The following is a 12,068-nucleotide window of genomic DNA, read 5'->3' on the forward strand; positions in this document are numbered from 1 at the left end:
CTTACGTCTCCGCCTCGAACACCATGGCGTGACCGTTGATGCAATAGCGCAGTCCGGTCGGCGGCGGGCCGTCGGGGAAGACATGCCCGAGATGGGCTTCGCAGGCGCCGCAGCGGATTTCCGTGCGCACCATGCCATAGGACTCGTCGCGATATTCCTTCACCGCCTCCGGCGAAACCGTTTCGAAATAGCTCGGCCAGCCGCAGCCGGCATCGAATTTCGTGTCCGAGCGGAAAAGTGGCGCGTTGCAGCAGACGCAGCGGTAGAGGCCGGTTTCGAATGAGTCCCAGTAGGGTCCGGTAAAGGCGCGCTCGGTGCCATGCTGCCGGGTGATGCGATATTGCTCCGGCGTCAGTTGTTCCCGCCATTCGGTATCGGTCTTCTCGATTTTAGGCCCTGTCATCGTAGCAGACATGAGTGTCATCCCTTTCCCATCACCCAATCTATTAGGCGAGCCCCGTTGTCGCAATGTGGTGCAGCCCGTCCCGTCTTCAACTATTCAGCCATGATGCCAAAGCCGATTCCAGTGGTTTACCCCTCGGTTTTTCTCGCGCGGGGCTTGAGGCAATCCAGCCTTTAGCCTATCCCAATGAAGACTTTCGGCTTTGCCGGACTCCGTGATCGTTCAGCAGGGAGAAGACATGGCCAGTGTCACCGGCCTGACATTCCTGGCTTTGTGTCTGCCCTTTCTCGGTGCGATCATTGCGCCTGCTGCCGTCCGTTATCTCGGCCACAACGCGGCCTGGCCGCTGGCGCTTTTCCCCGCACTCGCCTTTCTGCATTTCGCGGGTTTTCTTCCCGATGTTGCCGCCGCCCATAATGCCCAGGGCGGTTTCGAGTGGGTGCCGAGCCTCGGCTTGCGCTTTTCCTGGCTGCTCGACGGCCTTTCGCTGACATTCGCGCTGCTGATCACCGGCATCGGCACGCTGATCGTGCTTTATGCCGGCGGCTACCTGAAAGGACACGAAGATCAAGGCCGCTTCTTCTCCTTTATCTTCCTGTTCATGGGTTCGATGCTTGGCCTCGTCGTGTCGGACAGTTTCCTGACGCTGTTCGTTTTCTGGGAGCTGACCTCGATCACCTCCTTCCTGCTGATCGGCTTCGATCATCAGCGCGAGGCTGCGCGGCGGGCTGCCTTGCAGGCGCTGGTGGTCACCGGCGGGGGAGGGCTTCTGCTGCTCGCGGGCCTGTTGTTGATCTGGCAGATCACCGGTGCAGCGGACATGTCCGGCCTGTTGAAGACCGGTGGGATGCTGCGCGAAAGCCCGCTTTATCTTGCGGCGCTGATCTTAGTACTCGGCGGCGCCTTTACGAAATCCGCGCAATTCCCCTTCCATTTCTGGCTGCCGAACGCCATGGAGGCGCCGACGCCGGTGTCTGCCTATCTGCATTCGGCAACGATGGTGAAGGCCGGTGTCTACCTCGTGATGCGACTCAACCCCGTAATGGGTGACACAACAGCCTGGGAGACGATCCTGCCGGTTTTCGGCGGCATGACCCTGCTGGTGGGAACGCTGCTCGCCATCCGCCAGACCGATTTGAAGCTGAAGCTCGCCTACACGACGGTCTCTTCTCTCGGCTTGCTGGTATTGCTCACCGGCTTCGGTTCCGATTATGCCGTCGAGGCCGCCGCGCTCTATCTGGTGGCGCATTCGCTGTTTAAAGGCGCGCTCTTCATGGTCGCCGGCATCGTCGATCACGAGACGGGCACGCGCGACATTACCCATCTCGGCGGTTTGCGCAACGCCATGCCGTTGACCTTTGCTATGGCGCTGGCGGCTGCATTTTCCATGGGCGGCCTGCCGCCCGCCTTCGGCTTTCTAGCTAAGGAGGAGATCTATGCCGCGTTGGCCCAAGTTTTCCCCTGGCCGATCCTTCTGGCAGTCGTTGCGATTGTCGGTAACGCGCTAATGTTCTCTATCGCCTTCGCCGTGGCGCTGAAGCCGTTTATCGGCGCGCGGGTCGAAACGCCGAAACATCCGCACGAGGCGCCGCCGCTGCTCCTGCTTGGCCCGTTTGTCCTTGCCGTTCTCGGACTAGCCGCAGCCATGGTCTCCGGCTTTTGGCACGTCTACATCTCCTCGCCGATGGCAAGTGCCGTCGGTGGCAAGGCAATGGAGATATCGGTCTCGCTCGCTCCGCATCTTGGTGCACCCTTGGCTCTGTCCGCTCTGACCGTGCTGATCGGTGCCTTCATCTATTGGAAGCTCGATCGCGCCCGTTTCCTGATGGCGATGGTGCTGCGCCGGCTCGGGCCAGGACCCGATCGCGGCTTCGATGCCCTCATCTCGGGGCTGGTGCGCCTGTCGCACGCCGTCTCCCATTTTCTGCAGCCGGGCCGGCTGGAGATCTACGTCACCGTCACCTTCCTTTGCCTTGCCGCAATGCTGCTGGTGCCGCCGGTGCTCCATGGCGAGTTGCCGGTCGTCCCCTCATGGCCCGATATGCAGTGGCATGAGGCGGCGATTTTCCTCATCGCCGTCATTGGTCTTGCGGCCGTCGTCTCGGCGCGCGACCGGCTGACGGCAATTGTTTCGCTCGGCATTCAGGGCTTTGCCGTCGCCGTCATCTTCCTGCTCTTCGGCGCGCCGGATCTGTCTTTCACGCAGTTCATGGTCGAGACGCTCTCCGTCGTCATCCTGGCGCTGGTAATGACGCGACTGCGCCTGTCGCCCGCCGATCGCCGTCCGCCGTTGCAGAGGCTCTTGCATGCGGCGCTTGCCATCGCCTGTGGCCTCGGTTTCGGATTGCTGCTCTTGAAGGCCACGCAAACGCCTTTCGACCTGACGCTGACGGCGTTTTTCAATCATTATTCAAAGCTGATCGCCCATGGTGCCAATGTCGTCAACGTGATCATCGTCGATTTCCGCGGCACCGATACGCTCGGCGAAATCGCCGTCGTCATCATCACCGGCCTCGCCATCCTGGCGCTGATCCGCATCCGCGCCGGCGGTGAGCGCAAGCTTGCGGCCAACGACCCCGACGTGGAAGAGGTAATGGAGGCCGAGCGTCCATGAACACCGTCATCTTCCGTACCGCCGCGCCTTTCCTGACCGCTTTGATGCTGCTCTTCTCCGTCTTCGTGCTGCTGCGCGGCCACAATGAGCCCGGCGGAGGCTTCATCGGCGGATTGATCGCGGCCTCCGCGCTGGCGATTTATGGCATTGCCTGCGGTGTGACGGCGGTGCGCCGGGCCATTATCTTCCATCCGTTGACGATTGCCGGTTTCGGCCTGCTGGCCTCGACGGTTGCCGGGTTGCTATCGGTCTTCTCTCGCGTGCCCTTCATGACCGGGCTCTGGATCTATCCGCATCTCTTTGGCGTCGAGGTGCCGCTCTCGAGCGTCATGCTGTTCGATGCCGGCGTCTATCTGGTCGTCGTCGGCGCCATCACCTCGATCGCGCTGGCGCTCGAAGAGCGGGAGGCGGAGTGATGGAGGTGGTCTTCGCAATGCTCGTCGGCCTGTTCTTCGCCGCTGCGATCTATCTGATGCTGTCGAAGTTTTCGATCCGCATCATGCTCGGCATCGCCATCCTCGGAAACGCCGTCAACCTGCTGCTTTTCACGGCTGGCCGGGTGACGCGCGAAGTGCCGCCGATCATCCCGTCGGGCGCTGACACGCTCAATGCGGATGCCGCCAACCCGCTGCCGCAGGCCCTGATCCTGACGGCAATCGTCATATCGTTCTCTTTCCTCGCCTTCCTGCTGGTGCTGACCTATCGGGCCTATCAGGACCTGAAGACCGACAATACCGGCGAGATGCGTGTGTCAGAACCGAAAAAGCGGCCGCTGCCGCCCCTGGGGTATTAACAGCATGGCGGCGCCGACCAACACCGCTGTCGATTTTTCCGCTGCGCTGGTGTCGGTGCCAGTGCAGGCCGGTCATTGGCTGGTGATCCTGCCGGTGGCCCTGTGTATTGGCCTCGGCGCGATTTTGATGATGTTGCGCGACCGCACTGCCATGCACGGCTGGATCGCCATTCCCGGCCTGGTACTGCTGGTGCTGATCGACGCGGCTCTGCTTTATAGGGTCGCTAACGAAGGGCCAGTGACCATGGTCATGGGCCGCTGGCTGCCGCCTTTCGGCATTGCCTTCAGCGTCGATCTTCTCGCCGCGGTGATGGCGCTGGCGGCGGCGGTCGTGGTGCTTGCAGCGAGCCTTTATGCGCTTGGTGAGATTACGGTCAGCGGCCGCCGCTACGGCTTCTTTCCGTTCCTCATGCTGCTGCTTGCGGGCGTGAGTGGGGCATTTCTGACCGGCGACGTCTTCAATCTCTACGTCTGGTTCGAAGTGCTGCTGATTTCCTCTTTCGGCCTGCTGATTCTCGGCTCGGAGCGTGAGCAGATCGATGGCGCTTTGAAATATGCGGTGCTGAACCTCATCGCCACCACGCTGTTTCTCGTGTCCGTCGGCTATGTCTACGCCATCTTCGGCACGCTCAACATGGCCGATATCGCGATGAAGGCGAGGGCGCCCGGCAACGAGGCGCCGCTGATGACGCTCGCCGGCCTCTTTCTCCTCGCTTTCGGCATGAAGGCCGCGGCCTTCCCGGTCAATTTCTGGCTGCCCGCGTCCTATCATACGCCACGCATCACCGTCTCGGCGCTTTTCGCCGGCCTGCTCACCAAGGTCGGCATCTATGCGCTGATCAGGGTGCTGGTCATGCTGCTGCCGGTCGAACGCGCTGGGCTCGGCCCGGTCACCACGGTCATTGCCATTGCGACGATGCTGACCGGCGTACTCGGCGCGCTCGGCGAAAGCGATATCCGCCGCCTGTTCGGCTATGTCGTCATTTCCGGCATCGGCACGATGCTGGCCGGCGTCGCGATTGGCAGCGCCAGCGGCCTCAGCGGGGCGATCTTCTATGCACTGCATTCGATGGTGCTGATGACGGCGCTCTATCTGCTGGCAGGCCAAGCGGCCCGGCTCGGCGGCAGCTTTTCGCTTGCTACCCTCGGCGGGCTTTACCGGCAAAGCGGCTGGTTCGCAGGTCTGTCACTGGTGCTGTTTTTCGCCGCTTGCGGCCTGCCGCCATTTTCGGGCTTCTGGCCCAAGGTCGTCTTGGTGAAGGCGGCGCTCGATGCGGGCGCCTGGTGGATCGCGGCAGCGATCCTGTTGACGGGCTTTCTCACCACCATCGTCTTCGGCCGCGTCTTTCTCCTCGCCTATTGGCGTCCAAGATCGGCGCAGGATGCTGCTGTGCCGCAGCCGATCGCCTGGCAGGCCGGCTTGCCGCTGGTCGCCCTCGCAGCCTTGGTCATAGGGTTTGGTCTGTTTCCCGAGCGGTTGCTGCATCTGACGCAGCTTGCCGCCGGCGGTCTCGAAGATCCTTCCGCCTATCTGCACTCCGTCTTTGCGGGGGCTGGAGGCGCACAATGATCCTGCTCGTCTTCAACCTGCTGCTCGCCATTGTCTGGGTCGCCATCACCGGCAGCGCCTCCTTCCTCAATCTTGTCCTTGGTTTTGTCCTCTCGGCACTCGCCCTGGCAATGATTCGGGAATCCCATGGCGGCGTCCTCTATCTCGAGCGCCTCAGGCGGATTCTGGCGCTGTTGCTGCTGTTCCTGCGTGAACTCGCCAAATCCGCATGGGCCGTTGCGGTAACCGTCATGAGCCCCAAAATGGATGTGAAGCCCGGCATCTTCGCTTTTCCGCTGACTGTCGACCGCGATTTCGAGATCACCCTGCTCGCTAATCTCATCACGTTGACGCCCGGTACGCTCTCCGTCGACGTTTCCGACGACCGCAAGACTCTCTATGTGCATGCGCTCGACTGCTCCGACCCCGAAATGTTGAAGCGCGGCATAGCCGATGGCTTCGAGCGCCGAATCATGGAGGCTTTCCGATGATCGCAGCTTCCATCGTGTCCGCCGCCGCCATGGTGTCGCTTGTTATTCTCAGCCTGGCCTTCCTGTTCACCGTCTTTCGCGTGGTAATCGGTCCGACTTTGCCCGATCGGGTGCTGGCGCTCGATATGCTGGTGGCCGTCGCCATCGGCTTCATTGCCGTCATCGCCATCAAGACGGGCTTCACACTCTATATCGACATCGCCATCTCTCTCGGACTTGTCGGCTTCCTCGCTACCGTCGCCTTTGCCCGGTTCATCCTGACCCACAGTGCATCGACGCAAGCCGAACGGCAACCATTGGCGCCGATTGCGGCCGCGAGGAAGCCGGTTCGCAAGAATGGCCGTCGCAAGAAGGGAAAGCGGTAATGGAATTGGTCGCCGCCATCGTTGTCGCCTTCCTGCTCCTGGCGGGCGCATTGTTTTCGCTGGTCGCGTCGATCGGTATCGTCCGCCTGCCGGATCTCTATAGCCGTATGCACGCCGCTTCGAAGGCTGGCACGGTTGGTTCCGGCCTGTTGCTACTTGCAGTGGGTTTTCACTCGCAGGATCTGCCGATATTGGCGCGGGCACTGGCCGGTTTCGTGTTCTTCATCTTGACTGCGCCGATTTCTGCCCATCTTCTCGCCCGTGCCGCTCACAAGGCGGGCCACCGGCTGATGCCACCGTCGGTGCGCGATGATCTTTCGAAAGGCCGAGTAGAGGGGCGTTCTTACAAAATGAAAAGCTAACAAACGCTTGGATTGCCAGAAAAGTGAATACAAATTCTCGTCGTTAGTTACCTATTTTTAATAGATGAGAAATTTGCAAAGAAATGATAGAATTAAAAACTGGACATTTGGAGAAAGAGTGGTAATCCAGATTCAAGTAGAGTTCTGATGTTGAGTTAGTCTCAACCGGCTTTAAGTGCCCGATGCTTTGATCTTTCTTTCAAACAACGGCGGGCAAAACTTTCTTCCGGTTAAGGATTGACGGACCTACCTCCGTCATCACTGATTCTATCGTCAGGCGGTATAAAAACGGGTTTCGTTGCACGAAGTCTAGGGGTGGATTTCGTATTGCGGGCAATTTGGCATGAAATGCCCCGTTTTTTTGCTGATTGCTGCTACGAATACGGGCAATGCCGTTCGCGGTATGTCCAGCTCATACATTTCGAAAATCGAAATGATTATGCGCAACGTCTAAAGTAATGCTGTGTTTTACGTGTTCCGTTGGAGGCGTAGCGCAGTAGGCAAGCCGATGAACAGGAGAACAAAATGACAGATACGGCCCTTGGCAATGGCCAGGATTTGCTGGTTGAGCTAACCGCCGACATCGTGGCGGCGTATGTCAGCAATCATGTAGTCCCGGTCAGCGACCTTCCGAATCTGATTTCCGACGTACATTCCGCCTTGAGCAACACCTCGGCTCCGGCCCCCGCCGTTACCGTGGTTGAAAAGCAGAAGCCGGCCGTATCCGTTCGTAAATCGGTACAGGACGATCAGATCACCTGCCTGGAATGCGGCGGCAGCTTCAAGTCGTTGAAGCGCCACCTGATGACCCATCACAGTCTTTCGCCTGAAGAATATCGTGAGAAGTGGGATTTGGCGGCCGACTACCCGATGGTTGCGCCCGCCTATGCCGAAGCTCGTTCGCGTCTCGCGAAGGAGATGGGCCTTGGCCAGCGCCGCAAGCGCGGTAGCCGCTAAATTCCCAAATCGACGACACCATCAAAAAACCCGGCTTTCGAGCCGGGTTTTGTCGTTTCACCAGCGTGGCAGATTCTATGCGGCGGCGCGTACTATCGCCTCTTCGCGGATACGCTTGATCATCGAGCGCAATCCGTTGGCGCGCTGCGAGGAAAGGTGTTCGACCAGGCCGATCTTGCCGAAGACGTCGAGAGCATCGAGCGCGGCGATCTCGGAGGCCGGTTTACCGGAATAAGTGGCGAGCACGATCGCCACCAGCCCGCGCACGATATGCGCATCCGAATCACCTTCGAAGGTCAGGACCGGATTTTCCAGATCGCCCGCTGTGTGCGTTACCAGCCAGACCTGGCTGGCGCAGCCCTGCACCTTGTTTTCCAGCGTCCGCTTCTCTTCCGGCAAATCCGGCAGCGCTTTGCCGAGCTCGATCACATAGCGATAACGGTCCTCCCAGTCGTCCAGGAAGGTGAAATCCTCTATGATCTGTTCAAGCGTCGCCATCAAGCCGGTCCAATTATCCACTTGCTTGGATATAGGTGAAAAGGTCGATGATTTGAACCCATGACAAAAAAGAACGCCGCGAGCGATGGCAAGCTCACGGCGCATAAGGGGGAGGCATCGATGGAAACGGAGATCAGGTTCGCGGCTTCGGCAGCGGCACCGGAATATAAGAGGGCAGCTTGACAGTGCCGGTAACGACCGCGTCGGCCGTCTCGACGTTGATCGGGCGCTTGGCGGGCATCGGCTGTGCCTCGGCGGCGACCAGCTCACGGTTGACGACGGGGGCAGTCACAGCCTGGTTGGCGGCCGCCTGCTCGCCGGACTTATCGTCCTTGAAGTGCTGACCCAGAAGATCGTAAGCGACGCGGGCACCGTCACGGGCCTGATAGCCGAGCGCGGTCAGCGTCTCGCCGCCTTTCTGGCAGACATCGGGTTTTTCCGCGCACATGGCGCCGACATATTGCATGACGCCACTCGCGGCCGACAGCGCATCGGAAACCTGTACCTTCGGTTCGTCGGCCGACCGCGGAGCGCCGTCAGGCTTGGCGAAGATCGGCAGGAACATGAGAACCAGTGAAAACCAGAACCCCGCTCTAATGAGAAACCACATTGCCTTGCCCATCCTTTATTTCGTTCGGTCTTATCGCCGATCGAAGTCGTTTATCTGATGTTGCTCAGACCCTATCCGACAGAGGACAACACCCCTTTTCAAAACTTGGATGCATTTTCGGCAAATTTGATTCAAATTGTAGCAATTGGCATTTCAAGCTCATTTGTGTCGAATTGTAGCGATTGCTGTTAAGTATGTCTCGGCCGATCTGCCTGATATCCCGGGGCTTGCGGGCGTCGACGTCGGCGCAAAGGTTAACGTGTGACGGAAATCTAAATAAAATCCGCTGCTTACCCGCTGTTAACCACAAAAACCAAAGGTCTCGCCATGTGCGCCAAAACGAGATTTTCGAGCTTTTTCGACCGATCCACGCGCCCGTTCTTTATTCTTTCCTTAAGTCGCGAAGGCCTATTGTGCGGTTGAATAACTGACCGTTTGTGCGGGTTTTGGTGTGCGCGTATTGAGTAACATTGCTGGCAGGGCTGGAGCCCTCGTGGACCGGGCAGGCGGAAGCTGGCTCTCCCGGACAAGCGGGAATGGTGAAGTCCGTGAACAGGAACTGGCGATCCTGCGCCGGCTCGCGCTCGCCTCCTCTGCAGCTCTTTTCGTCGTTCCCACAGTGCTCTCCTTCATCACCAGTCCCGCCGTGGCGCTCCCGGTCGGCGTTGCCACCGTCTGCGCCGGTTTTCTGTTTTCCGCCGTCGGCAGTATTGCTCTGTCGCGCCAGCGTCCCGCCTCCGGGCCGGTCGAAGCCGTCGTCGTCGAGCATCGCGATCTGATGCTGGAAGCGGCTAGCGGTCTTGTTCTCCTGTTCGATCCGCAGGGCAGCGTTACCGCTGTCGGCGGCCGCGATCGCGCCGAATTCCTGAACTGGATGCGCGACCCCTCCGGTCGCGGCTTTGTCGAACAGGTGCATGTCTCCGACCGCATCCTCTTTCTGCAGGCGGTCGACAGGCTTCGCCAGGGCCGTGAAGCCCTCGGCGTCGATTTGCGCCTGGAACGTTCGGCCGTTGTCGAGGGCAACGACCAGTTCGTCTATATCCGCATGGAAATGACTGCGCGACGCGACGGCGAGGGCCGGTTGACCGGGATCGTCAGCCAGTCGCGTGATATTTCCTACGATCAGCAGCTTCGCGACCAGGCCGCACGCAAGGCGGCGGAGGCGGAATCCGCCAATGACGCCAAGTCGCGCTTCCTCGCCGCGGTCAGCCACGAGCTGCGCACGCCGCTCAACGCCATCCTCGGCTTTTCCGATATCCTCAGCGGCGAATATTTCGGCAAGCTCGAGAACAACCGCCAGCGCGAATATGTCGGCCTGATCCGCCAGTCCGGCGCGCATCTGCTCTCCGTCGTCAACACCATGCTCGACATGAGCAAGATCGAGGCGGGCCGCTACGAACTTCTGCTCGAGCCTTTCCCCATCGAAGCCTCCATCGGTGCTTGCGAGGCCATGCTGGCTCTGCAGGCCAAGGAGAAGGGGCTGACATTGACGAGCCGGGTGCAGCGGGGCCTCGGCGATATCGTCGCCGACCAGCGCGCCATCCAGCAGATACTCATCAATCTCGTCGGCAATGCCATCAAGTTCACCGATGCGGGCGGCGCCGTCACCATCGATGCGGCCATGACCGACGGAATGCTGAAGTTGTCGGTAAGCGACACCGGCATCGGCATCGCCAGCGAGCGTCTCGCTTCGCTGGGCCAGCCTTTCGTGCAGATCCAGAATGATTATACCCGCCGCTATGCCGGCACCGGGCTGGGCCTGTCGCTGGTCAAGGGCCTGGTGGCGCTGCATGGTGGCAGCTTCGCCATTGCCAGTGCGCCAGGTGAGGGCACGGTCATCACGATCCTTATCCCGTTTGACGGTTCCGGCGCTGTAGCGGTGCAGCCGGCTGTGGATGTCGGTCGCACGGTCGATTTTCCGCCACGTCTGAAACATAGTCTGGAGATGAACGAGAAGCGAAAAGAGGAAGAGGTGAATGGCCCCGCAAAAGCGAAAATCGCCTAAGGGAAAGGGCAGGGCCAGGCGAAAGCAGCCCGGCTTTGCTTCCCGGGGGGCGGTTGCCGTCGGCAGCCTCGGCCTGCGCGGTGCCGGCGCGCTGGGCGGCCTCGGTGTGCGTGGCGTCGGTGCCTTGGCCGCTTTATGCGGCGGCGTTGTCGGCCGGCATCCGGCCGCCGCCGCCGGAGTCGCAATCTTCTTCGCGGTCTTTGGTTTCGTGACGGCCAATGCGCTCTGGTATCAGTCGGGCGCACACCCGTCGCCACTGCTGCGCACGCGGGATCCCAACTCTCCCTATCAGATCCCCGGCCGCAAGCCCTTCCTGCATGCGCAGCAGACCGATACCGGCAACGTCACCACGTTCCGCATCGAGCGGCAGGACACAATGGCGAATGCCGCAGCACCTTCCCCACAGGTTCGGACCGCCAGCCTGCCGGCGACGCAAACGCCGGCAGCGGCGACCACGACACCATCGAAGCTGGTTGCCGACGTGCAGAGCGAACTGATCCACCGCGGCCTCTATGACGGCACCGCAGACGGTGTCATCGGCTCGCGCACGACAGCCGCTATCCTGTTCTTCCAGGAAGCGTCCGGCCTGGCGCAGACTGGGGTCGCAACTCCGGAACTGCTGGCCGCGCTGAAGGCCAATGATCCCGGCACCCACGCCAGCTCCAAGACGAGCGTTGCGGCCGTCCCGTCGGAGCGGCCCATCAATGTCTCGGCCAACGCTTCCACCATCGATCCCATCGCCGCCGCCATTCAGAGCGCGGAGAAGGATATCAAGACGAGCGCCGCCCCCCGGAGCGGGCCAAGCGACGTCGTCAACACCGTCAACATGGTGATGCAGATCCAGAAGGGCCTGAGCAACATCGCCTATACCAATGTCAGCGTCGACGGCGTAGCCGGCGAACAGACCAAGGCCGCCATCCGCCGGTTTCAGAAGCACTACCGGCTGCCGGAAACCGGCGAGCCCGACATGGCGGTCTTGAAGAAACTGCAGGACATCGGCGCGCTTTAATCTTCCCCCTTGATTGCTTCGCGCCCAACCGGCCGGTATAGCTCAGCCATGAGATTGCGCAGCGACATCTTCGTATCCGCCCTGACCCGCCGTCTTTTTGCCCGCGGCGATTTTGCCGCTGTGGAACATAAGGGGGCGGAGGAGGCGGGAGCGATCTTCATCCGCCAGCGTTTTCGCGATGGACTGGAAACGCTTTATGCTCCAGCTCCGCAAAGCTTCTTCGATGAAGAGGAAAGCGGGACGCGCCTGTTCGAAATCCGTTTGGATCGCAGGGAACCCGAAGATGTCAGGCAGACGCTTGATCGTGAGCTGAAATTCGACCCCGATCTCTGGATCATCGAGCTGGAGACCGACGATATTGCCGATATCGTGCCGTTGGTCGAGCAACGCAGCAATCCTCTGTGACAGAGAA

Annotated in this window: 14 protein-coding genes; 11 read left to right on the forward strand and 3 right to left on the reverse strand. The window is 60.6% G+C overall.

What is annotated here, in order from left to right; genetic code table 11:
- Position 1: 1 nt before the first annotated feature.
- Positions 2-415: a peptide-methionine (R)-S-oxide reductase MsrB gene (gene msrB / locus PH547_RS08715; protein WP_285168040.1), complete on the reverse strand. Its 414-nt coding sequence runs from the start codon at positions 413-415 to the stop codon at positions 2-4.
- A gap of 226 nt (positions 416-641) precedes the next feature.
- Between msrB and PH547_RS08720 the strand changes: the two genes are divergently transcribed.
- The 8 genes from PH547_RS08720 (at position 642) to PH547_RS08755 (ending at position 7,534) form a co-directional block, all read left to right on the forward strand.
- Entirely contained in the window at positions 642-3,017 is a 2,376-nt protein-coding gene (locus PH547_RS08720; protein WP_285168043.1) for a putative monovalent cation/H+ antiporter subunit A, read from the forward strand.
- A complete protein-coding gene (locus PH547_RS08725) occupies positions 3,014-3,433 on the forward strand; it encodes a Na(+)/H(+) antiporter subunit B (protein WP_285168045.1) in 420 nt (139 codons plus the stop codon). Before PH547_RS08720 ends, PH547_RS08725 begins: the two co-directional genes overlap by 4 nt.
- A complete protein-coding gene (locus PH547_RS08730) occupies positions 3,433-3,810 on the forward strand; it encodes a Na+/H+ antiporter subunit C (protein WP_285168047.1) in 378 nt (125 codons plus the stop codon). Before PH547_RS08725 ends, PH547_RS08730 begins: the two co-directional genes overlap by 1 nt.
- Positions 3,811-3,814: 4 nt before the next feature.
- Entirely contained in the window at positions 3,815-5,380 is a 1,566-nt protein-coding gene (locus PH547_RS08735) for a Na+/H+ antiporter subunit D (RefSeq protein WP_285168049.1), read from the forward strand.
- Entirely contained in the window at positions 5,377-5,850 is a 474-nt protein-coding gene (locus PH547_RS08740) for a Na+/H+ antiporter subunit E (RefSeq protein WP_104822429.1), read from the forward strand. Before PH547_RS08735 ends, PH547_RS08740 begins: the two co-directional genes overlap by 4 nt.
- Positions 5,847-6,215 (forward strand): cation:proton antiporter, encoded by a 369-nt coding sequence (locus tag PH547_RS08745; RefSeq protein ID WP_104822430.1) that lies wholly within the window; start codon positions 5,847-5,849, stop codon positions 6,213-6,215. The genes PH547_RS08740 and PH547_RS08745 overlap by 4 nt, the downstream gene beginning before the upstream one ends.
- Positions 6,215-6,577, forward strand: a complete 363-nt coding sequence (mnhG, locus tag PH547_RS08750; RefSeq protein ID WP_104822431.1) for a monovalent cation/H(+) antiporter subunit G — start codon at positions 6,215-6,217, stop codon at positions 6,575-6,577. Before PH547_RS08745 ends, mnhG begins: the two co-directional genes overlap by 1 nt.
- Positions 6,578-7,102: 525 nt before the next feature.
- Entirely contained in the window at positions 7,103-7,534 is a 432-nt protein-coding gene (locus PH547_RS08755; RefSeq protein WP_104822432.1) for a Ros/MucR family transcriptional regulator, read from the forward strand.
- Positions 7,535-7,609: 75 nt separating this feature from the next.
- On the opposite strand, the gene PH547_RS08760 is transcribed toward PH547_RS08755, so the two are convergent.
- Together PH547_RS08760 and PH547_RS08765 are read right to left on the reverse strand one after the other, a co-directional pair.
- Positions 7,610-8,032 (reverse strand): SufE family protein, encoded by a 423-nt coding sequence (locus PH547_RS08760; RefSeq protein ID WP_104822433.1) that lies wholly within the window; start codon positions 8,030-8,032, stop codon positions 7,610-7,612.
- Between the two features lie 133 nt (positions 8,033-8,165).
- On the reverse strand, positions 8,166-8,642 hold the full coding sequence (locus PH547_RS08765) for a DUF5330 domain-containing protein (RefSeq protein ID WP_104825029.1): 477 nt from the start codon (positions 8,640-8,642) through the stop codon (positions 8,166-8,168).
- A gap of 451 nt (positions 8,643-9,093) precedes the next feature.
- Between PH547_RS08765 and PH547_RS08770 the strand changes: the two genes are divergently transcribed.
- Genes PH547_RS08770 through PH547_RS08780 form a run of 3 tightly spaced genes read left to right on the forward strand, consistent with a single transcriptional unit; the run spans position 9,094 to position 12,061 of the window.
- Positions 9,094-10,647: a sensor histidine kinase gene (locus PH547_RS08770; RefSeq protein ID WP_104822434.1), complete on the forward strand. Its 1,554-nt coding sequence runs from the start codon at positions 9,094-9,096 to the stop codon at positions 10,645-10,647.
- Entirely contained in the window at positions 10,619-11,656 is a 1,038-nt protein-coding gene (locus PH547_RS08775; RefSeq protein ID WP_104822435.1) for a peptidoglycan-binding domain-containing protein, read from the forward strand. The genes PH547_RS08770 and PH547_RS08775 overlap by 29 nt, the downstream gene beginning before the upstream one ends.
- A 48-nt stretch (positions 11,657-11,704) precedes the next feature.
- On the forward strand, positions 11,705-12,061 hold the full coding sequence (locus PH547_RS08780; RefSeq protein WP_104822436.1) for a DUF1491 family protein: 357 nt from the start codon (positions 11,705-11,707) through the stop codon (positions 12,059-12,061).
- The last annotated feature ends 7 nt before the right edge of the window (positions 12,062-12,068 follow it).

The sequence above is a fragment of the Rhizobium cerradonense genome, assembly GCF_030182455.1.
Classification (GTDB): domain Bacteria; phylum Pseudomonadota; class Alphaproteobacteria; order Rhizobiales; family Rhizobiaceae; genus Rhizobium.

Coding starts and splice junctions, on each gene's coding strand:
- msrB (WP_285168040.1), bottom strand. CDS start 415: ATGTCTGCTACGATGACAGGGCCTAAAATCGAGAAGACCGATACCGAA.
- PH547_RS08720 (WP_285168043.1), top strand. CDS start 642: ATGGCCAGTGTCACCGGCCTGACATTCCTGGCTTTGTGTCTGCCCTTT.
- PH547_RS08725 (WP_285168045.1), top strand. CDS start 3,014: ATGAACACCGTCATCTTCCGTACCGCCGCGCCTTTCCTGACCGCTTTG.
- PH547_RS08730 (WP_285168047.1), top strand. CDS start 3,433: ATGGAGGTGGTCTTCGCAATGCTCGTCGGCCTGTTCTTCGCCGCTGCG.
- PH547_RS08735 (WP_285168049.1), top strand. CDS start 3,815: ATGGCGGCGCCGACCAACACCGCTGTCGATTTTTCCGCTGCGCTGGTG.
- PH547_RS08740 (WP_104822429.1), top strand. CDS start 5,377: ATGATCCTGCTCGTCTTCAACCTGCTGCTCGCCATTGTCTGGGTCGCC.
- PH547_RS08745 (WP_104822430.1), top strand. CDS start 5,847: ATGATCGCAGCTTCCATCGTGTCCGCCGCCGCCATGGTGTCGCTTGTT.
- mnhG (WP_104822431.1), top strand. CDS start 6,215: ATGGAATTGGTCGCCGCCATCGTTGTCGCCTTCCTGCTCCTGGCGGGC.
- PH547_RS08755 (WP_104822432.1), top strand. CDS start 7,103: ATGACAGATACGGCCCTTGGCAATGGCCAGGATTTGCTGGTTGAGCTA.
- PH547_RS08760 (WP_104822433.1), bottom strand. CDS start 8,032: ATGGCGACGCTTGAACAGATCATAGAGGATTTCACCTTCCTGGACGAC.
- PH547_RS08765 (WP_104825029.1), bottom strand. CDS start 8,642: ATGTGGTTTCTCATTAGAGCGGGGTTCTGGTTTTCACTGGTTCTCATG.
- PH547_RS08775 (WP_104822435.1), top strand. CDS start 10,619: ATGGCCCCGCAAAAGCGAAAATCGCCTAAGGGAAAGGGCAGGGCCAGG.
- PH547_RS08780 (WP_104822436.1), top strand. CDS start 11,705: ATGAGATTGCGCAGCGACATCTTCGTATCCGCCCTGACCCGCCGTCTT.